Source organism: Pseudomonas sp. IAC-BECa141, from assembly GCF_020544405.1.
Lineage (GTDB): Bacteria > Pseudomonadota > Gammaproteobacteria > Pseudomonadales > Pseudomonadaceae > Aquipseudomonas.
In genome coordinates this window covers 5,791,418-5,809,696 of record NZ_CP065410.1, presented here as the reverse complement: position 1 = coordinate 5,809,696, position 18,279 = coordinate 5,791,418, and the positions used below count along the sequence as shown (strand labels likewise).

At 61.8% G+C, this 18,279-nt stretch carries 24 protein-coding genes; 6 read left to right on the top strand and 18 right to left on the bottom strand.

Translation table 11 applies throughout. The features are described from left to right. Positions 1-26 precede the first annotated feature (26 nt). The 4 genes from I5961_RS26670 (at position 27) to trmB (ending at position 2,270) form a co-directional block, all read left to right on the top strand. Entirely contained in the window at positions 27-407 is a 381-nt protein-coding gene (locus tag I5961_RS26670) for a DUF423 domain-containing protein (protein WP_085697857.1), read from the top strand. Positions 408-479: 72 nt separating this feature from the next. Beyond that, complete coding sequence (gene thiS, locus I5961_RS26665) at positions 480-680, top strand: sulfur carrier protein ThiS (protein ID WP_007953386.1); 201 nt, start codon at positions 480-482, stop codon at positions 678-680. 60 nt (positions 681-740) lie between these two features. Beyond that, positions 741-1,535, top strand: coding sequence for a thiazole synthase (locus I5961_RS26660; protein WP_007953385.1), 795 nt, complete (start codon positions 741-743; stop codon positions 1,533-1,535). Between the two features lie 9 nt (positions 1,536-1,544). Continuing rightward, entirely contained in the window at positions 1,545-2,270 is a 726-nt protein-coding gene (gene trmB, locus I5961_RS26655) for a tRNA (guanosine(46)-N7)-methyltransferase TrmB (RefSeq protein ID WP_085702910.1), read from the top strand. 132 nt (positions 2,271-2,402) lie between these two features. Here the strand turns inward: trmB and I5961_RS26650 are convergent, their stop codons facing one another. From I5961_RS26650 to I5961_RS26605, 10 genes are all read right to left on the bottom strand, one after another. Further along, a complete protein-coding gene (locus I5961_RS26650) occupies positions 2,403-2,726 on the bottom strand; it encodes a DUF3392 domain-containing protein (RefSeq protein ID WP_085702909.1) in 324 nt (107 codons plus the stop codon). A 19-nt stretch (positions 2,727-2,745) separates the two neighbouring features. Beyond that, positions 2,746-3,951, bottom strand: coding sequence for a radical SAM family heme chaperone HemW (gene hemW, locus I5961_RS26645; RefSeq protein ID WP_085702908.1), 1,206 nt, complete (start codon positions 3,949-3,951; stop codon positions 2,746-2,748). Beyond that, positions 3,948-4,544, bottom strand: a complete 597-nt coding sequence (gene rdgB / locus I5961_RS26640; RefSeq protein ID WP_227233793.1) for an RdgB/HAM1 family non-canonical purine NTP pyrophosphatase — start codon at positions 4,542-4,544, stop codon at positions 3,948-3,950. The genes hemW and rdgB overlap by 4 nt, the downstream gene beginning before the upstream one ends. After that, entirely contained in the window at positions 4,541-4,975 is a 435-nt protein-coding gene (locus I5961_RS26635) for a DUF4426 domain-containing protein (protein ID WP_227233791.1), read from the bottom strand. The genes rdgB and I5961_RS26635 overlap by 4 nt, the downstream gene beginning before the upstream one ends. Before the next feature lie 26 nt (positions 4,976-5,001). After that, positions 5,002-5,622: a methionine biosynthesis protein MetW gene (metW, locus tag I5961_RS26630; protein ID WP_227233789.1), complete on the bottom strand. Its 621-nt coding sequence runs from the start codon at positions 5,620-5,622 to the stop codon at positions 5,002-5,004. 7 nt (positions 5,623-5,629) lie between these two features. Continuing rightward, complete coding sequence (metX, locus tag I5961_RS26625; RefSeq protein WP_085697852.1) at positions 5,630-6,769, bottom strand: homoserine O-succinyltransferase MetX; 1,140 nt, start codon at positions 6,767-6,769, stop codon at positions 5,630-5,632. Positions 6,770-6,868: 99 nt separating this feature from the next. After that, entirely contained in the window at positions 6,869-7,159 is a 291-nt protein-coding gene (locus I5961_RS26620) for a DUF167 domain-containing protein (protein ID WP_085689609.1), read from the bottom strand. Next, complete coding sequence (locus tag I5961_RS26615) at positions 7,156-7,746, bottom strand: YggT family protein (protein ID WP_085689611.1); 591 nt, start codon at positions 7,744-7,746, stop codon at positions 7,156-7,158. Before I5961_RS26615 ends, I5961_RS26620 begins: the two co-directional genes overlap by 4 nt. Positions 7,747-7,756: 10 nt before the next feature. After that, positions 7,757-8,575: a pyrroline-5-carboxylate reductase gene (gene proC, locus I5961_RS26610; RefSeq protein WP_007953353.1), complete on the bottom strand. Its 819-nt coding sequence runs from the start codon at positions 8,573-8,575 to the stop codon at positions 7,757-7,759. 23 nt (positions 8,576-8,598) lie between these two features. After that, positions 8,599-9,285, bottom strand: coding sequence for a YggS family pyridoxal phosphate-dependent enzyme (locus tag I5961_RS26605; RefSeq protein ID WP_227233788.1), 687 nt, complete (start codon positions 9,283-9,285; stop codon positions 8,599-8,601). 194 nt (positions 9,286-9,479) lie between these two features. On the opposite strand from I5961_RS26605, the gene I5961_RS26600 reads away from it, so the two are divergent. After that, positions 9,480-10,514 carry a type IV pilus twitching motility protein PilT gene (locus tag I5961_RS26600; protein ID WP_007953348.1) on the top strand — a complete coding sequence of 345 codons (1,035 nt, stop codon included), beginning with the start codon at positions 9,480-9,482 and terminating at the stop codon, positions 10,512-10,514. A 176-nt stretch (positions 10,515-10,690) separates the two neighbouring features. On the opposite strand, the gene I5961_RS26595 is transcribed toward I5961_RS26600, so the two are convergent. Then, a complete protein-coding gene (locus I5961_RS26595) occupies positions 10,691-11,308 on the bottom strand; it encodes a C40 family peptidase (protein WP_007953345.1) in 618 nt (205 codons plus the stop codon). A 249-nt stretch (positions 11,309-11,557) separates the two neighbouring features. Here I5961_RS26595 and I5961_RS26590 point away from each other — a divergent pair, with 249 nt between their 5' ends. Next, positions 11,558-11,992: an NINE protein gene (locus I5961_RS26590; protein WP_085697850.1), complete on the top strand. Its 435-nt coding sequence runs from the start codon at positions 11,558-11,560 to the stop codon at positions 11,990-11,992. Between the two features lie 122 nt (positions 11,993-12,114). On the opposite strand, the gene I5961_RS26585 is transcribed toward I5961_RS26590, so the two are convergent. The 7 genes from I5961_RS26585 to gshB all read right to left on the bottom strand — a co-directional run bounded on the left by I5961_RS26585 (position 12,115) and on the right by gshB (position 18,136). Beyond that, positions 12,115-13,386: a dihydroorotase gene (locus tag I5961_RS26585; protein ID WP_227233786.1), complete on the bottom strand. Its 1,272-nt coding sequence runs from the start codon at positions 13,384-13,386 to the stop codon at positions 12,115-12,117. Then, on the bottom strand, positions 13,383-14,387 hold the full coding sequence (locus tag I5961_RS26580; protein WP_007913665.1) for an aspartate carbamoyltransferase catalytic subunit: 1,005 nt from the start codon (positions 14,385-14,387) through the stop codon (positions 13,383-13,385). Before I5961_RS26580 ends, I5961_RS26585 begins: the two co-directional genes overlap by 4 nt. Positions 14,388-14,414: 27 nt before the next feature. After that, positions 14,415-14,918, bottom strand: a complete 504-nt coding sequence (gene pyrR / locus I5961_RS26575; RefSeq protein ID WP_011336369.1) for a bifunctional pyr operon transcriptional regulator/uracil phosphoribosyltransferase PyrR — start codon at positions 14,916-14,918, stop codon at positions 14,415-14,417. Positions 14,919-14,999: 81 nt separating this feature from the next. Further along, positions 15,000-15,437 carry a Holliday junction resolvase RuvX gene (ruvX, locus tag I5961_RS26570; RefSeq protein WP_007953334.1) on the bottom strand — a complete coding sequence of 146 codons (438 nt, stop codon included), beginning with the start codon at positions 15,435-15,437 and terminating at the stop codon, positions 15,000-15,002. Next, positions 15,437-16,009, bottom strand: coding sequence for a YqgE/AlgH family protein (locus I5961_RS26565; protein ID WP_085689619.1), 573 nt, complete (start codon positions 16,007-16,009; stop codon positions 15,437-15,439). Before I5961_RS26565 ends, ruvX begins: the two co-directional genes overlap by 1 nt. A 169-nt stretch (positions 16,010-16,178) precedes the next feature. Next, positions 16,179-17,078 (bottom strand): energy transducer TonB, encoded by a 900-nt coding sequence (locus tag I5961_RS26560; protein WP_085697847.1) that lies wholly within the window; start codon positions 17,076-17,078, stop codon positions 16,179-16,181. Between the two features lie 107 nt (positions 17,079-17,185). After that, positions 17,186-18,136 (bottom strand): glutathione synthase, encoded by a 951-nt coding sequence (gshB, locus tag I5961_RS26555; RefSeq protein WP_085697846.1) that lies wholly within the window; start codon positions 18,134-18,136, stop codon positions 17,186-17,188. Between the last annotated feature and the right edge of the window lie 143 nt (positions 18,137-18,279).

The following is an 18,279-nucleotide window of genomic DNA, read 5'->3' as shown; positions in this document are numbered from 1 at the left end:
CCGATCGAGTCTGAGTGGAGTTCTACATGCTGCGTAGCTTTCTGATGCTGGCTGCCTTCTTTGGTTTCACGGGTGTCGGCCTTGGCGCATTCGCCGCCCATGGCCTGAAAAACCGCCTGACCCCGGATTACCTGGCGATCTTCCACACTGGCGTCACGTATCAGTTGGTACACGCATTGGCGCTGTTCGGCGTGGCGCTGCTGGCCACGCAGCTTCAGGGGCGTCTGGTCGCCTGGGCCGGTATCTCGTTCACCGTCGGTATCCTGCTGTTCTCCGGCAGCCTGTACCTGTTGACCACCCTCGGCATCGGCAAGCTCGGCATCATCACCCCATTCGGTGGCCTGGCATTCCTGATCGGCTGGCTGTGCCTCGGACTCGCCGCCTGGCGCCTGCAGCCAACCGCTTGACGCTTGGTGCTGACCTTTAGGTCATGATCGGGCTAGAATGCCACCCCCTAAAAAGTGATGGCGGCGTTGCGCATGCGCATTCAGTTGAACGGTGAATCCTTTGAACTGCCCGACGGTGAAACCGTTGCGGCCCTGCTGACCCGTCTGGACCTGACCGGACGCCGCGTCGCGGTCGAACTCAATCTGGATATCGTCCCGCGCAGCCAGCACGCCGACACCACGCTGAACGACGGCGACAATGTCGAAGTCGTGCACGCGATAGGCGGCGGCTAGTCGCCAGGCCTGCATGGGCCGACAATTCTGCAAGACCCTCACCCCAACAGAGGATTCCCCATGAGCATCGTTCGTAGCGACAAGCCTTTCGTTCTGGCCGGTCGTACTTACCAGTCGCGTTTGCTGGTCGGTACCGGCAAGTACCGTGACATGGAAGAAACCCGCCTGGCCATCGAAGCCTCGGGTGCCGAGATCGTCACCTTCGCCGTGCGCCGCACCAACCTGGGCCAGATCGAAGGCGAGCCGAACCTGCTCGAAGTGCTGTCGCCGGATCGCTACACCTTCCTGCCGAACACCGCAGGCTGCTACGACGCGGTGGAAGCCGTGCGCACCTGCCGCCTGGCCCGTGAGCTGCTCGATGGCCACAACCTGGTGAAGCTGGAAGTGCTGGCCGACCAGAAAACCCTGTTCCCCAACGTGATTGAAACCCTCAAGGCCGCCGAAGTGCTGGTCAAGGAAGGTTTCGACGTGATGGTCTACACCAGTGATGACCCGATCATCGCCCGGCAACTGGCGGAAATCGGCTGCATCGCGGTGATGCCGCTGGCCGGTCTGATCGGTTCGGGCCTGGGGATCTGCAATCCGTACAACCTGCAGATCATCCTCGAAGAAGCCAAGATCCCGGTGCTGGTGGATGCCGGTGTCGGCACCGCTTCCGACGCCACCATCTCGATGGAGCTGGGCTGTGACGCCGTGCTGATGAACTCGGCCATCGCCCACGCCCAGCAGCCGATCATGATGGCTGAAGCCATGAAACACGCGATCGTCGCGGGCCGCCTGGCCTACCTCGCCGGCCGCATGCCGAAAAAACTCTATGCCAGTGCCTCTTCGCCGCTGGATGGTCTGATCAAGTAAGAGCTATTGATGACTGAATCGAACGACACGCCAATCCAGACGGAACAAGGCGACGAGCGCCAACACCGCCGCATCAAGAGTTTTGTGATGCGCGCCGGGCGCATGACCGAAGGCCAGCAGCGCGGCCTGGATCAGGGCGCGCCGAAGTTCGTCCTGCCGCTGGCCGATGCGCCGGTGGATTACGACCAGGTGTTCGGCCGTTCCGCGCCGCGTTCGCTGGAGATCGGTTTCGGCATGGGCCACTCGCTGCTGGAAATGGCCGCCGCTGCGCCGGAACAGGATTTCATCGGTGTCGAAGTTCACCGTCCGGGTGTCGGCGCGCTGCTCAATGGCGTGCTGACTCAGGGCCTGACCAACCTGCGGGTCTACGATTGCGACGCGATCGAAGTGCTCAACCGCTGCATCGCCGACAACAGCCTCGATCGCCTGATGCTGTTCTTCCCGGATCCGTGGCACAAGAGCCGTCACCACAAGCGCCGCATTGTTCAGGCGTCCTTCGCTGAACTGGTGCGCAGCAAGCTGAAGGTTGGCGGCATTCTGCACATGGCCACCGACTGGGAGCCATACGCCGAATACATGCTGGAAGTGATGAACGTCGCCCCGGGCTACCGCAACCTCGCCGAAGACGGCAAGTGCGTGCCACGCCCGGTCGAACGCCCGATCACCAAGTTCGAACGCCGCGGCGAACGTCTTGGGCATGGCGTGTGGGATCTGAAGTTCGAAAAGCAGTCCTAAGCATCACGCAATAAAAACTGTGGGAGCGAGCTTGCTCGCGATGAGGCCGTCACATTCAACATTTATGTCGTCTGTTACACCGCCATCGCGAGCAAGCTCGCTCCCACAGTCGTTTTGGGTAGTAGCTGAAAATCAGCGGCGATCCGCGACCACGCCGATCAACACCAGCACCACCAGCAACACCGGCGCCAGGCTGTAGTTGTTGAACTGGCTCAGCCCCTTCACCACCCAAGGTGTGGCGTAAATCAGCGCCGCGCCGCTGCCGATCATGCACAGCAGGGCCATCAGCGGGACGCGCAGGGCGCCGGCGATGCTGCCCAGCCGTTGCTCGACCCAGCCCTTGAAGTCGGCGCCAAACAGCACCAGCAGACAGCCCACCAGCGCCAGAGCGATTTCCGAGAGGTTGCTGCGGCTCCAGCGGGACACGGTGGTGAGCAGGTCGAGTATCAAATCCATGCGGTTTCCTTAAGAGCGGTCAGCTCAGAAATTTCTGCAGCAAGTCATTGAGGAACAGCTGTCCGCGCTCGGTGGCCGCCAGACGTGACGGTTCGACCTGCAACAGACCGCTTTGTTCGGCCTCGCGCCGGTGTTCGTCGAGACTCTCCAGCGGCAGTCCGGTGCGCTCCGGGTACAGACGCGATTCGACGCCGGCGGTCAGGCGCAGGGCGTTCATCAGGAACTCGAACGGCATTTCGTCGTTGGTGAGGGCTTTCTCGCCTGCCTGGAAGCTTTTGGCCGGGTTGAGGTAGTCCTTCGGCAGGCGCGTCTTCCAGGTGCGGACGATGCGCCCGTCCGGGTGACTGAGCTTGCCGTGGGCGCCGGCGCCGATACCGATGAAGTCGCCGAAGCTCCAGTAATTCAGGTTGTGCCGCGCCGGGCGACCCGGTTGCGCATAGGCCGAAACTTCATATTGCGCGTAACCGTGCTCGGCCAGCAGCGCCTGTCCGGCCTCTTGAATGTCCCACAGCGTGTCGTCTTCCGGCAGCACCGGCGGCTGGTTCCAGAACACGGTGTTCGGCTCCAGCGTCAGCTGATACCAGGAAATATGCGTCGGCTTCAGTTCGATCGCCTGGAGCAGATCGCTCAGGGCATCGTCCAGCGACTGGTCCGGCAAGCCGTGCATCAGGTCGAGGTTGAAGTTATCGAACCCGGCCTGACGCGCCATGCCGGCGGCGCGTACCGCTTCGTCGCCGTTGTGGATACGGCCGAGGGCCTTGAGTTTTTCCTGCTGGAAGCTCTGGATGCCGATCGACAGGCGATTGATCCCCAGTTTGCGGTAGGCGACGAACTTCTCTTGTTCGAAGGTTCCGGGGTTGGCTTCCAGGGTGATCTCGATGTCATCGGCAAACGGAATGCGCTGTTTCACGCCTTCCAGCAAGCGACCGAGTGCTTCAGCGCTGAACAGGCTCGGTGTGCCGCCGCCGAAGAAGATCGAACTCAACTCACGGCCATACACTGCGTGCAGATCCTGATCGAGGTCAGCCAGCAACGCATCGACGTATTCCTGCTCCGGCAGCACCGGGCTGGCGGTGTGGGAGTTGAAGTCGCAATAGGGGCATTTGCGCACACACCACGGGATGTGGATGTACAGCGCCAGGGGCGGCAGCGTCGGCAACGGCGTCCGAGGCGAGGAGGCGGCGCCACCGACGATCAGTGGCGACGCGGAAGAGTCACCGGTCATTTCAAGCCCAGACGCTGGCGCAGCAGATTCATTGCGCGGGCGCGGTGGCTGATCTGGTTCTTGTCGCTCGGGCTCAGCTCGGCGCTGGACAGGTTACGCTCCGGCACCCAGAACAGCGGGTCGTAGCCGAAACCGTGCTCACCGCTGGCAGCGGTCAGGATGCGCCCGTGCCAAAGGCCTTCGCAGAGGATTGGCAGCGGGTCGTCGGCGTGACGCACCAGCGCCAGCACGCAGACGAACTGTGCGCCGCGTTCGGCTTCAGGCACATCCTTCAAGGCGTCGAGCAGCTTGGCATTGTTCGCCGCGTCGCCCTTGCCGTCGGCATAACGCGCCGAATAGATGCCCGGCGCACCGCCGAGGAAATCCACTGCCAGGCCCGAATCGTCGGCCAGCGCCGGCAGCCCGGAGATGCGCGCGGCATTGCGGGCCTTGAGGATCGCGTTCTCGACGAAAGACAGGCCGGTTTCTTCCGGCTCCACGCTGCTGAATTCGCCGATCGAGCGCAATTGCACCGAATCGCCGAGCATGGCCTGGAGTTCCTTGAGTTTGCCGGCGTTGTGGCTGGCCAGTACGAGTTGCTTGAGATTGATCATTGGCCAGGGAAAAGCTCTTGGTTGAAATTGATGGTGTTGATCTTGTCGCCGGTCTGCACCTTGATTTCAAAGGTGCGGGTTTCCTGCTGTTCCACCGGGTACTGGGCGATGTAATAGATCGCGCCCTGTTCGGTGACCTGGCGGAAGGTCAGCGGCACGCTCTGGCTGGTCAGATCTTTCACCGTACCGGTGACGTTGGCGATCAACGGCTTGCCGTCCTTGATCACCGAGACATTGATCACGCCCTGGTTCTTGCTGCGGACCAGCTCGGCAGCCTTGGCGATGTCCGGCGTCAGGTAGGTGGAATTGAAGGTGTTGTAATGCACGGTGACATCACCGAACACTTCCTTGCGCTCGCCCTTGATGGCATCGGCGGCAACGGCCGACAGGCTCAGGCAGGCGGCCAATAGCACGGTAATCAAGCGTCCCATGTTCGTTCTCCTCGCAATGTCGTGGTTCAGACCGCGATTCTGTGATCCGCAAGCCCCGGGCTGCTGACGCGGTAGATACCGATCTCACCTAACAGATTAGGCCATAGCTTACTGGCCCACCCGTGGCGGTGCTGTTGATCCACGGCAAGCCGATCAATGACCTTCGCCTCACGTTCGCGGCAAAGTTCTTCAAAGTCTTCGAAGGTGCAGAAGTGGATGTTCGGCGTGTTGTACCAGGTGTACGGCAGGAACTCGGACACTGGCATCCGGCCCTTGCTCGCCAGATACCAGCGGCAGCGCCAGTGGCCGAAGTTGGGGAACGTGATGATGCACTGGCGGCCGACCCGCAGCATTTCGTCGAGGATCCTGTCCGGGTAATGCACGGCTTGCAGGGCCTGGGTCATCACCACCACGTCGAAGCTGTTGCTGGCGAAGTTGCCCAGGCCTTTGTCCAGGTCCTGCTCGATGACGTTGATGCCTTTGGCCACGCACTCGGCGATGTTGTCCGGGTCGTTTTCCAGGCCGTAGCCGGTGACCTGCTTGTGGTCGCGCAGCCAGGTCAGCAACTCGCCATCACCGCAACCAAGGTCGAGCACGCGGCTGCCGGCGGGGATCCATTCCTGGATGATTTCCAGATCAGCTCTCATGGCTTTCTCACAACGTAATGCGGTTCATGTAATTGCCGAACGCCTGCAAATAACGCGGGATCGGAATCAGGAAGGCGTCGTGGCCCTGTGGCGCGTCGATTTCCAGGTAGCTGACGTCCTTGCGCGCCGCCATCAGCGCGTCCACCAGTTCCCGCGAGCGGGCCGGGGAGAAACGCCAGTCGGTGGTGAACGACATCACGCAGAACTTGGCTTTCGCACCTTCGAAGGTTTTCGCCAGGTTATCGTTGAAGTTCGCCGCAGGATCGAAGTAGTCCAGCGCCTTGGTCATCAACAGATAGGTGTTGGCATCGAAGCGCCCGGAGAACTCTTCGCCCTGATAGCGCAGGTAGCTTTCGACCTGGAACTCGACGCTGTGGAAGTCGTAGTTGAGCTTTTCACTCTTCAGGCCGCGACCGAATTTCTCGCCCATGGAGTCGTCGGACAGGTAGGTGATGTGCCCGACCATCCGCGCCAGCATCAAGCCGCGCTTGGGGATCACGCCCTGTTCCTGGAACGAACCGCCGTGGAATTCCGGGTCGGTGAGGATCGCCTGGCGCGCCACTTCGTTGAAGGCGATGTTCTGCGCCGACAACTTGGGGGCCGAGGCGATGGCCAGGCAATGGCGCACGCGATCCGGGTAAGTGATGGTCCATTGCAGCGCCTGCATGCCGCCGAGGCTGCCACCGATCACCGCGGCCCACTGGCCGATGCCGAGCAGGTCGGCCAGGCGTGCCTGGCTGTGCACCCAGTCTTCTACAGTCAGCACCGGGAAGTCGGCGCCGAACGGCTTGCCGGTTTCCGGGTTGAGGCTGCTCGGGCCGGTGGAACCATTGCAACCGCCGAGGTTGTTCAGGCTGACCACGAAGAACTTGTTGGTGTCGATCGGTTTGCCGGGGCCGATGCAGCTGTCCCACCAACCGGGCTTGCGGTCTTCGACGCTGTGGTAGCCGGCGGCGTGGTGGTGGCCGGACAGGGCGTGACAGATCAGCACGGCGTTGCTCGCTTGCGCGTTCAGCGTGCCGTAGGTTTCGTAGATCAGGTCATAATCGGCCAGCGAACGGCCGCAGGCCAGGGCCAGCGGTTCGCTGAAGTGCGCCGTTTGCGGCGTCACCAGACCAACAGAATCGGGGGGAAAGGCAGCTGGCATCGACCCTGCTCTCGTTGAAATGAGGCGTAAGTCTAAAGACCGGTGGGGTTAGCGGCAAGCAACTACCTGCGCTCGTTCCCACGCTCTGCGTGGGATCGATCAGGGAAAAACCAAACCCGGCAAATCCGGCAACTTCTTCGGCGAGCAAATCTTCACCCGCTTCTGCCGGTTCAACTCGCCGCTGAGCAAACTGACCTGACTCCTGGAAACCCCAAAAGCCTTGGCCAGAAAGCCCATCAGATAAGCATTGGCCTTGCCCTCGACCGGCGGCGCGGTCAGGCGGATCTTCAGGCGATCACCGTGCAGCCCGCAAAAGTCATCGCTGCGGGCAGCCGGCTGCAGGTGACATTCCAGAATCAGATCGTCACCGTCCCAACGAAACCAGCTCACATCAGCAGGCGCAGGATTTCCGGCATCATCGTCATCGCCGCAAGGTTGTTGATCACCAGCATGTCGATCAGCTTCAGCACGAGGAAAGCGAAGATCGGCGACAGGTCCAGGCCACCAAGGTTCGGAACGATGCGACGGAACGGCGCCAGGGCCGGTTCACAGATCTGGTTCACCAGCTCGGCGCCCGGATTGTGGCTGCCCGGTGCGACCCAGGACAGGATGATGCTGATGATCATGGCCCAGAAGAATATCTTCAGGAACAGCGCCGTCACGCCGATCAGCGACCAGATCAACAGTTGCAGCGGGTTACCGGTGGTGCCGTAAGTCAGCAGCAGGGTCAGCGCCATCAGTACCAGTTGCACGAGGATCGCCAGTACCAGCGACGACATGTCCAGGCCGAACAGGCTCGGGATGATCCGGCGCAGCGGCTTGAGCAGCGGCTGGGTAGCCTTGACCACGAACTGGCACAGCGGGTTATAGAAGTTCGCCCGCACCAGTTGCAGGACGAAGCGCAGCAGCACGATCAGCAGATAGAGGCTGCCGAGGGTTTGCAGCACGTAAACCGCTGCGGTGTTCAATCCGATCATGTAAGGCTCCTTATTTGCCCAGTTGTTCGGCCATTTCGGCCGAGCGGTGCGCGGCGGCGCCGAGTGCTTTTTCCACCAGGGCTTCGAAGCCGCCGGCCTGGAACGATTTGATCGCGGCTTCCGTGGTGCCGGCCGGCGAGGTCACGCGGCGGCGCAGCTCGGCAGCGTCGACGTCGCTGGACACCGCCATGTGCGCGGCGCCCAGCGCGGTCTGCAAGGTCAGTTGCTCGGCGGTTTCCTTCGGCAGGCCGAGTTTGACGCCGGCGGCGGTCATGGCTTCGATCAGCAGGAAGAAGTACGCCGGGCCGGAGCCTGAGACGGCGGTGACTGCGTCCAGTTGCTGCTCTTCGTTCAGCCACAGAGCGATGCCCACGGCGGACAGCAGTTCTTCAGCCTGTTGGCGTTGTTCGGCGCTCACTGCGCTGGTGGCGTACAAACCGCTCACACCCTGACGCAGCAGCGCCGGGGTATTCGGCATGCAGCGCACGATCGGCTGCTCTCCCAGCCAGGCCGTCATGCTGGCGCAGGTGATGCCGGCGGCGATGGAGACCACCAGTTGATTCGGTTTCAGGCTCGGGCGGATGGCCTCGCACACGGCCTTCATGGCCTGCGGCTTGACTGCCAGCACGACGACGTCGGCGCCGTCGATGGCCTGGGCGTTGTCGGCGAAGGTTTCGATGCCGTGCTCGGCGCTGACCCGGTTGCGGGTTTCTTCACCCGGATCGCTGGCGCGAATCCGTGCAGCTTCCAGACCCTTGGCCCGCAGGCCGCCGATCAGGCTGGCGGCCATGTTGCCGGCACCGATAAAGGCAATACGTGTGTTGCTCATGTCAGGTCCTTATCTGGAAATGGTCAAGATTGGGAATAGTCGCGGGCGCCGAACAGGGCCGTACCGATACGGACCCAGGTCGCGCCCTGGGCAATGGCCGACTCGAGGTCGTGGCTCATGCCCATGGAAAGTGTGTCGAGCGGCAGATCGAGGCCGGCCTGCAATTTCTGGACGGCAGCGAATGCAGCATCCTGCTCGGCGCGATCTTCGGTCGGCTCGGGAATCGCCATCAATCCGCGCAGCTTCAGGCGCGGCAAGGTGCTGATGGCTTGGGCCAAGGCTGGCAGGTCTTGCGGGGTGCAGCCGGATTTACTGGCTTCACCGCTGACATTGACCTGAATGCAGATGTTCAGGGGCGGCAGATCCGTCGGGCGTTGTTCGGACAGGCGTTGGGCGATTTTCAGACGATCCACGGAGTGCACCCAGGCGAAATGCTCGGCAATCGAGCGGGTCTTGTTCGACTGAATGGGGCCGATGAAGTGCCAGATCAAGGGCAGGTCGGCCAGTTCGAGCTGTTTGCCCAAGGCCTCCTGCAGGTAGTTCTCGCCAAAGTCGCGCAGGCCGGCGGCGTACGCTTCGCGCAGGGCTTGGGCGGGTTTGGTCTTGCTCACGGCCAGCAGCCGGACGCTGTTTTCATCGCGGCCGGCGGCAGCGGTGGCGGCATGAATGCGTGAACTAACGAGGGCGATGTTGTCTGCTATCGTGGACATCAAATCCTGCCTGAAAAGTGCCTGCACTCGATCATGCGGCGTTAAAAGTCACCTCAGAATGCTCATTGACTGACGTCAACTCCGCTTCTTCGCCGACTTTTGCCTTGCCTGATCATCGTTCGGTGACTTTTCAGGCAGGATTTGGCGCCAGCGGTCTGAAGGTTCGCGGCATTCTACTGGAATTGAGGGACGCTATGGATATCACTGAACTGCTGGCCTTCAGCGCCAAACAGGGCGCTTCCGACCTGCACCTGTCGGCTGGTCTGCCGCCGATGATCCGCGTGGATGGCGACGTGCGGCGGATCAATCTGCCGGCGCTGGATCACAAGCAAGTGCATGAACTGATCTACGACATCATGAACGACACCCAGCGGGTGGACTTCGAGAAACATCTGGAAACCGACTTTTCCTTCGAGGTCCCTGGCGTGGCGCGCTTCCGGGTCAATGCCTTCAACCAGAACCGCGGCGCTGGCGCGGTATTCCGGACCATCCCGTCGAAAGTGCTGAGCATGGAAGACCTCGCCATGGGCGACGTCTTTCGCAAGATCACGGATGCGCCACGCGGGCTGGTGCTGGTGACCGGACCGACCGGCTCCGGCAAGTCCACAACCCTGGCGGCAATGATCGATTACCTCAATACCCATCGCCATCACCACATCCTGACCATCGAAGATCCGATCGAATTCGTCCATGAATCGCGCAAATGCCTGATCAATCAGCGCGAAGTCCATCGCGATACCCGCAGTTTCGCCACTGCATTGCGTTCAGCGCTGCGTGAAGACCCGGATGTGATCCTGGTGGGCGAGATGCGGGACCTGGAAACCATTCGCCTGGCCCTGACCGCCGCCGAGACCGGGCACCTGGTGTTTGGCACGTTACACACCACATCGGCGGCCAAGACCATCGACCGGGTGGTGGACGTGTTCCCCGGGGATGAAAAGTCCATGGTCCGTTCGATGCTCTCGGAGTCGTTGCTGGCGGTGGTGTCGCAGACGCTGATCAAGAAGATCGGCGGCGGCCGGGTGGCGGCGCACGAGATCATGCTGGGGACGTCGGCGATCCGTAACCTGATCCGCGAGGACAAGGTGGCGCAGATGTATTCGGCGATACAGACCGGCGGCTCACTGGGGATGCAGACACTCGACATGTGCCTGAAGGATCTGGTGACCAAGGGCTTGATCAGTCGCGAACATGCGCGGGAGAAGGCGCGTACGCCGGATAACTTCTAGGCAAAAAAAATCGCAGCCCGTGGGCTGCGATTTTTTTGTTCTGATCGTTCCCACGCTCTGCTTGGGAATGCAGCCCGGGACGCTCTGCGTCCCTGCCGAAGCGGACGCGGAGCGTCCATTGAGGCATTGCCACGCGGACGGTTCGACGCCTCGACGTGGGAACGATCGGTATGGTGTTAGCGCTGAACGACGCGCATCTGCCCCTGTTCCTTCGGCAATACGCGTTTGGCCACCACGTAGTGCTTTTCCCAGTACGGCTTGTTCAGAGTGTCGATGCTCACCGACTTGCCGCGCCGTGGTGCGTGGATGAAACGATCGTTGCCCAGGTAGATGGCAACGTGATTGACCCGACGGCTCTTGATATTGAAGAAAATCAGGTCGCCCGGCTTCAGGTCCTTGCGTTCGACTTTCTCGCCGTGACCGCTGGCCATGGCATTCGAGGTGCGTGGCAGGTCGAACGTGGCGTCGTTGAACGCGTATTTCACCAGACCGCTGCAGTCGAAGCCTTTACTCGGGCTGCTGCCGCCCCAACGGTATGGCGTACCGAGGACGTTTACCGCACGACTCAGGACATTGCTGCTTTCCTTGGTCGCCATTGGTGGCACCAGCTTGCTGCGGCCGTTGCTGCTCAGCGTGGTGTGTTTGACCTGTTTGCCTTTGTTCGAAGGAGCAGAGGCATGGGATTTGGGGGTGAAACCGTTAACGTTTGGAAGACGTTGCTCACGATTGGTGGCGTGGGCGGCCAGTGGCATTAATAGGCAAATGGTTAGCCATGTCTTGAAAAATGGACGCATTAGGCAGGGCTCTTGGTGTGTTAGCGCGCAACTTTATAACAGCTTTTTTGTCACTTCCGAGGCCGTTGGTCGATTCAATCGGGTGCCAACGGAACCAAATAAGCGGCAAAAATACGCAATTGTCGGACAGAAGTCCGGTGCTATAAGGGTTTGACGGGAGACACGGTAGCATTTGCCATACGTCGGCAACCTGTAAAAAAGTCACAAAGAATTAAAGAATATTTATCTATCGCGTGTATCGAGGTCTTAATGAACAGCTATCAGCTGCCCCGTGTGAAGGAAAAAGACACCCATAGCAAGGTGATCGGTTACCTGTTGTGGATTTTCGGTTTCACAGGCTCTCACCGCTTCTATTACGGCAAGCCGGTGACAGGCACGATCTGGTTCTTCACCTTCGGGTTGCTGGGAATCGGCTGGCTGATCGACGTGTTCCTGATCCCGGCGATGGATCGCGAAGCCGACCTGCGTTTCGCCGCGGGCCCTATCGAGTACAACGTGGCGTGGATTCTCCTGACCTTCCTCGGCGCGCTCGGCGTGCACCGGATGTATCAGGGCAAGTGGATCAGCGGGGTGATTTATCTGCTGACCGGCGGGTTGTTCTTTCTGGGAGTGCTGTATGACTTCTGGACGCTGAACGATCAGGTGTCGGTGCGTAATGCCGAAGGGCGGGGTGCCTTTCAGTAAGTCATTGCTGGCAAGTCGAATCGTCGCACCGCCGCTCCCACAGGTTCTGTGTGTAACCTGGGATTTGTCACTGCACAAATCCTGTGGGAGCGAGCTTGCTCGCGATTAGGCTCGACTCGGTATCAAGCCTGATGGCTGATCCGGCCATCCACCAAGGTGTAACGCACCACACCCGGCAGGCTATGGCCGAGGAACGGGCAGTTCTCGCCCTTCGACAGCCAGGTTTCGCCAGCCACGGTCGAAGCCTTCGGATCGAACAGCACGATATCCGCCGCGCCACCCACCGCCAGCTTGCCCGCCGGCAGGCGCAGGGCCTCGGCCGGGCCGGCGCTCAGGCGTGCCAGCAGGGTTGGCAGATCCACAAGACCATCTTCCACCAGCGTCATCGCCAGCGGCAGCAGCAGCTCGACGCTGCTGATGCCCGGCTCGGTCGCGCCGAACGGTGCCAGTTTGGCATCGCGCTCATGGGGCTGGTGATGGCTGGAGATCGCCGAGACCACCCCGGACTTCACCGCCTCACGCAGGCCGTCGCGATCCGCGCGGGTGCGCAGCGGTGGTTGTACGTGATACAGGCTGCTGAAATCGATCAGCGCTTCGTCCGTCAGGATCAACTGATACAGGGCAACATCCGCCGTGACTTTCAAACCACGAGCCTGAGCCTGAGCGATCAGGGCTACGCCACGAGCACTGGTCAACTGGCTGAAGTGCGCACGCACGCCGGTCTGTTCGACCAGCAGCAGGTCCCGGGCCAGGGCCACGGTTTCAGCGGTTTCCGGAATGCCCGGCAGGCCGAGGAAACTGGCGGTAGCGCCTTCGTGGGCCAGGCCGCCGTCGGCCAGGTCGTGATCCTGGGAGTTGAAAATCACCGTCAGGTCAAAGGTCGCCGCGTACTCCAGCGCCCGGCACAGGGTACGGGTGTTGCGGAAGCTCTCCAGGCCGTTGCCGAACGCCACGCAACCGGCGTCGCGCAGTGCAACGAGTTCTGCAAGCTGTTCGCCATCCAGACCTTTGCTCAGCGCGCCGATCGGGAACACTTTGGTGTTGCCGGCCTCGCGGGCGCGGTCGAGGATCAGCTCGGCCACGGCGGAGGTGTCGAGTACCGGTCTGGTCTTCGGCGGGCAGCACAGGCTGGTCACGCCGCCGGCCGCAGCCGCGCGGGTTTCGCTGGCGATGGTGCCTTTGCGGCTGTAGCCCGGCTCGCGCAGGGCAACGTTCAGGTCTACAAGGCCGGGAGCGGCGACGAGGCCTTGGGCGTCGATGGTTTCGACGGCGCTGAAACCGGCCGGTGCAGCGCCCAGGGCGACGATCTTGCAGGCTTCAACGTGAATATCGGTGATTTGATCCAGGCCGCTGCTTGGATCGATGACGCGGGCGCCGAGAATGCTGAGCTTCACTGGGCGTTCTCCTGCTCGAATTGACGCTGCGCTGTTTGTCCGCTCATGGCCATCGACAGCACGGCCATACGGATCGCGATGCCGTAGGTGACTTGATTGAGGATCACCGAGTGCGGGCCGTCGGCCACCGCCGACTCGATCTCCACGCCACGGTTGATCGGCCCCGGGTGCATGACGATGCAATCGGGCTTGGCGCCGGCCAGGCGCGCGGTGGTCAGGCCGAACAGGCGATAGAACTCGCCTTCGCTCGGCAGCAGGCCGCCGGTCATGCGCTCACGCTGCAGGCGCAGCATGATCACCACGTCGACGTCTTTCAGGCCTTCGGTCATGTCGGTGTAGACCTTCACGCCGTATTGCTCGATGCCGATCGGCAGCAGGGTCTTCGGCGCGATCACGCGGATGTCCGGGCAGCCGAGGGTCTTCAGGGCGAGCATGTTCGAGCGCGCCACCCGCGAGTGCAGGATGTCGCCGACGATGGCCACCGAAAGGTTCTCGAAGCCGCCCTTGTGGCGGCGGATGGTCAGCATGTCGAGCATGCCCTGGGTCGGGTGCGCGTGCCGGCCGTCGCCGCCGTTGATGATCGCCACCTGCGGGCAGACATGTTCGGCGATGAAGTGCGCAGCGCCGGAGTCACCGTGGCGCACGACGAACATGTCGGCGGCCATGGCTTCCAGGTTGCGCAGGGTATCGAGCAGGGTTTCGCCCTTGCTGGCCGACGAGGTCGACACGTTCAGGGTGATCACGTCCGCCGACAGTCGCTGGGCCGCCAGTTCGAAGGTGGTGCGGGTGCGTGTGGAGTTTTCGAAGAACACGTTGCACACGGTCTTGCCGCGCAGCAACGGGACCTTCTTCACGGCCCGGGCACCGACTTCGAGGAACGAGTCGGCAGTGTCGAGGATTTCCGTCAGCAACTCGCGGCGCAGGCCGTCGAGCGAGAGGAAGTGGCGCAGCTGGCCCTGATCATTGAGCTGCAGCGGGCGCTTGGTATCTAGAGGCGTCATCGCGAAGGGGACTCTCAATAGGGCGGATTAAAGGGCAAGGTCTTGCAGTTCGAGGGCCAGCTCCGGGCCGGACAGCTTGACCCGCTCGTGGGCGGCCAGCGACAGGGTCGCGCCGACCACGTTCGGGCGGATCGGCAGTTCGCCGGCGTCCAGGTCCAGCAGGCAGACCAGCGTCACGCTGGCCGGGCGGCCGTAGTCGAACAGTTCGTTCATGGCGGCGCGGATGGTCCGGCCGCTCATCAGTACGTCGTCGATCAGCACCAGATGCTGGCCTTCGATTTCGAAGGGCAGGGCGGACGGGCGCACTTGCGGGTGCAGGCCGTTCTGGCTGAAGTCGTCGCGGTAGAAGGAAACATCCAGCGTGCCCAATGGCGCGTCGCTGCCCAGCTCTGCAAGCAGGGCCTGGGCGACCCAGACGCCGCCGGTGCGGATGCCGATGTAACGCGGTTCGCTGATATTACGCTGGGCAAGGTGCGCCTTGAGGCGGGTCGCCATCTGGCTGATCAGATCGGCGGGATTGGGCAGGCTCATGGTTGCTCCTTCTTGGGGTCGAGCCGGTTCTCGCGAACCTTGGCTCGGGTTGTAACCAAAAGAAAAGCGCCGTAGCGCTTGTCAGGATTCAAATAGTGCGGTGTTTTCGTCGAGCCAGCCTTGCAGCAGCAGGGCGGCGGCGATGGCGTCCACCGGGTTGTCGCGGTAGCTGCCTTTCTGCCCGCCGCGCACCAGTCGTTCGCCCTTGGCTTCGAAGGTCGTCAGGCGTTCGTCGTGGGTATAGAAAGGCAGGTTGAAGCGGCCGTTGAGGCGTCGGGCGAATTTCTCGGCGCGGGCGCACATTTCACTGGGCGTTCCGTCCATGTTCAGCGGCAGGCCGACCACCACGGCGTCGGGCTTCCATTCCTTTATCAGGGCTTCGACCTGATTCCAGTCCGGCACACCGTTTTGCGCCTTCAAGGTGCACAGTTCGCGGGCCTGGCCGGTAATCACCTGGCCGACCGCGACGCCGATCTGTTTGGTGCCGTAGTCGAAGCCGAGGATCAGGCGCAGGGCCATCAGGCGTGTCCTGCCTGGCTGGTCAGCAGGCTGAGGTTGATCCCCAGGTGCCTGGCCGCCGCCTCCAGGCGCAGTTCACTGCTGGTGTTGAACAGGATGTCGGCGTCGTACGGGCAGGTCAGCCAGGCGTTGTCGGCCAGTTCGGCCTCCAGTTGTCCAGCTTCCCAGCCGGCATAGCCGAGGGTGATGACGCTTTTGGCCGGGCCCACGCCGTCGGCAATGGCGAACAGCACGTCCTGCGAGGTCGACAGGGCCAGGTCGCCGTCCAGCTCGACGGTGGCCTGGAAGGTCTGGCCCGCCGGATGCAGCACGAAACCGCGATCGGTCTGTACCGGGCCGCCGATGAAGATCGGTACATGCTGGCACAGCGCTGGCGGATCGATGTCCGGGCGCAGTTGTTCGAGGATGTCGGCCAGATTCAGCTCTTGCGGTCGGTTGACCACCAGCCCCATGGCCCCATTGGCCGTGTGCTCGACGATGTAGGTCAAGGTGTGGGCAAAGTTCGGGTCGGCCATGTGTGGCATGGCGATCAGGAAGTGATGCTTGAGGTAGCTGGGGCTGACGTTTTTCATGTGCGCTAGTGTGGCGTTCGGGGGGCGAACTGACAAGCTGGAGATGCTTGCAACACTGTTCCAATGTGGGAGCGAGCTTGCTCGCGAAAGCGGTGGATCAGTCACATCAATGTTGTATGACACACCGCATTCGCGAGCAAGCTCACTCCCACAGGGGTTCTTCGGTGTGTCAGTTGCTCGAGAGTTTGTCACCGCGGGCGAATTTCCAGGTGCGGATGATTTCCAGCCGGTCGATGTCCGACAGGTCGCCGGTAAACGGTGCAAACGGAGCTGCCAGTCGCACGATGCGCTGCGCCGCCTGATCCAGCAGCGGCTGGCCGGAGGACTCCAGCACCAGCACTTCATACAGCGAGCCGTCGCGGTTGATCGACACCATCAGGCGCAGATTGCCGTAGATCTGCTTGCGCCGGGCTTCCTCGGGGTAATTGAGGTTGCCGATGCGCTCGACCTTCTTGCGCCATTCGTCCTTGTACCAGGCACCCTTGTCGCGCATGGTCGATGCGGCGCTCAGGCGGTGGATGCGCGGGCGCTTGGCGTACAGCTGTTGTTCTTTGGCCAGTTCCGCTTCGAGGCTGGCGATATCGCTGGAGAGTTGCGAACTGTCGAAAGTCGGCGCATCGACCGTTGGTTTGATCTCGGTCCTGGCTTCTTCTTTCTTGGTCGGCGCCTTTTTCGGTTTCGGCGCGACGGTGGTCACGGCCGCCTTGGGCGCGGCTTCCTGCACTTGCGGCTTGGCGGCCGGCGGCGGGGTGACTTTCTTGACCTCGTTTGCTTGGAACGGCGCGACTTCGGTGGTCTTGGGGACCGCTTTCTTGTCGAGAGTGCCGCTGCCTTCCTGGTTTTCCTGGGCGAGGAAATCGGCCTTCGCCGGCTTCTTTTCGCTTTTGAAGGTGGCGAGGGTGATTTCCAGGGTTTTGCTGATCTGCTTGGGCTCGACCATGGTGAAGCCCACGCCGAGCAGCAGTGCCAAATGGATCAGCGCCGCGAGAAACAGGGTAAATCCGAGGCGATCGACCGGGCGCACGCCGCGGTGGGCGAGTTCAGCAGGCAGATCGGACGGAAGTGTCATGACAAGAAAACCAACATCGCGTTTTTCACAGGCCGCGCATGATAACGCAATGTTGGTTTTACGCCTTGGGCTTCAAGCATCAAGCGACAGGCTGCATGTGATGTACATCAACCTTGCAGCTTTTTCTCGATGGCATCCATCAGCATCCCGCCGATGTCGGTGCCGAAAGCGTTGTCGATTTCGCGGATGCAGGTCGGGCTGGTGACGTTGATTTCGGTCAGATGCTCGCCGATCACGTCCAGGCCGACGAACAGCAGGCCCTTCTCACGCAAGGTCGGGCCGACCTGGGCGGCGATCCAGCGATCCTTGTCGGTCAGCGGACGGGCTTCGCCTCGGCCGCCGGCCGCGAGGTTGCCACGGGTTTCGCCATGGGCCGGAATCCGCGCCAGGCAGTAATCCACCGGCTCGCCGTCGATCATCAGGATGCGCTTGTCGCCATCGACGATGGCCGGCAGATAACCCTGGATCATGATCTGTTGCTTGCCGTGCAGGGTCAGGGTTTCCAGAATCACCGACAGATTTGGATGGCCGGCGGTGTGCCGGAAAATCGACGAGCCGCCCATGCCATCCAGCGGCTTGAGGATCACGTCACCGTGGTGGTCGGCGAATTCGCGCAACACGTCCGGACGGCGGCTGACAATGGTTGGCGGCGTGCACTGCGGAAAGAGCGTGGCGAACAGCTTTTCGTTGCAGTCGCGCAGGCTCTGCGGCTTGTTGACCACCAGCACGCCGGCGGTTTCGGCCTGTTCGAGCAAGTAGGTGGAGTAGACGAACTCCATGTCGAACGGTGGATCCTTGCGCATCAGGATCACGTTCAGGTCGCTGAGCAGTGAATCCTGCTCGGTGCCCAGTTCGAACCATTTTTCCGGGTTGGCGAAGACTTTCAGCGGCTTCATCCGCGCCCGTGCCTGGCCTTCACCCTGATAAAGGTCTTTCTGTTCCATATAGAACAGTTCCCAGCCGCGCTTCTGCGCCGCCAGCAGCATGGCCAGCGAGCTATCCTTTTTGTAGGAAATGCTGGCGATAGGGTCCATGACAATCCCGACGCGAACGCTCATTGGGTTTTCCTCGAAAATTGGCTACCGGATCGGTATGAAAAAAGTGCCGCCAGAGTGGCGCCGGGCGGGTTTTCGGTCAAGGAAAAACCCGTCGATAGATTGCGTCTGGAGACTGTGCTAAAAAGGCTGCCAGCCGTGCTGGC